The sequence below is a fragment of the Halobellus sp. Atlit-38R genome (assembly GCF_003665925.1).
Taxonomy (GTDB): Archaea; Halobacteriota; Halobacteria; order Halobacteriales; family Haloferacaceae; genus Haloquadratum; species Haloquadratum inordinatus.
The window spans coordinates 1-475 of the sequence record NZ_QXIJ01000282.1 but is presented as its reverse complement, the minus strand read 5'-3'; the positions used below and the strand labels follow the sequence as shown (position 1 = coordinate 475).

Annotated in this window: 2 pseudogenes; both read right to left on the bottom strand. The window is 78.3% G+C overall.

The window, feature by feature from the left end:
• Window positions 1-180 (bottom strand): annotated as a pseudogene (locus D3D02_RS19390) (hypothetical protein); the annotation flags it as partial.
• Window positions 177-475, bottom strand: a pseudogene (locus tag D3D02_RS19385) (DUF58 domain-containing protein); the annotation flags it as partial. The pseudogenes D3D02_RS19390 and D3D02_RS19385, both read right to left, overlap by 4 nt.

Here is a 475-nt window from a genome sequence, read left to right as displayed (position 1 = left end):
CGGGCTCGCGACCAGCCCCGCGGTCGCGGCGACCCCCGCGGCCGCGAGGCTCGCGACGACCGCGACCGTCGGCGACCGCGCGTCCGTCTCGTGGAAGTCGCCGTGCGCGCCGTCGCCGATCGGGCCGTCGCCGATCGGGTCGTCGCCGGTCGGCCGGGCCGTCGACTCGTCGCCGCTCATCGCGACCACCGCCTCGTCGCGGCCGCGACGGCGACCGGGAAGGAGTCGTCGCCCCACTCCACCGCGCGGATCCCCCCGGACCGGAGCGACCGCAGCCGCTGGCGCCGCTCGAAGGTCGTCAGCCGCTGGCCGACCGTCCCGGTCGCGGTGGGGTCCGGCGAGAGGACCGTCACGAGGTGCCCGTGCGCGTCGATCCGGCGGGCGAGCGTCGCCGCCGTATCGTCGACGAGCGGCGTGAAGAACAGCACCTGCGCGTCGGCCGGGAGCCGCCGCCGGAACCGCCGGAGCCACAGCG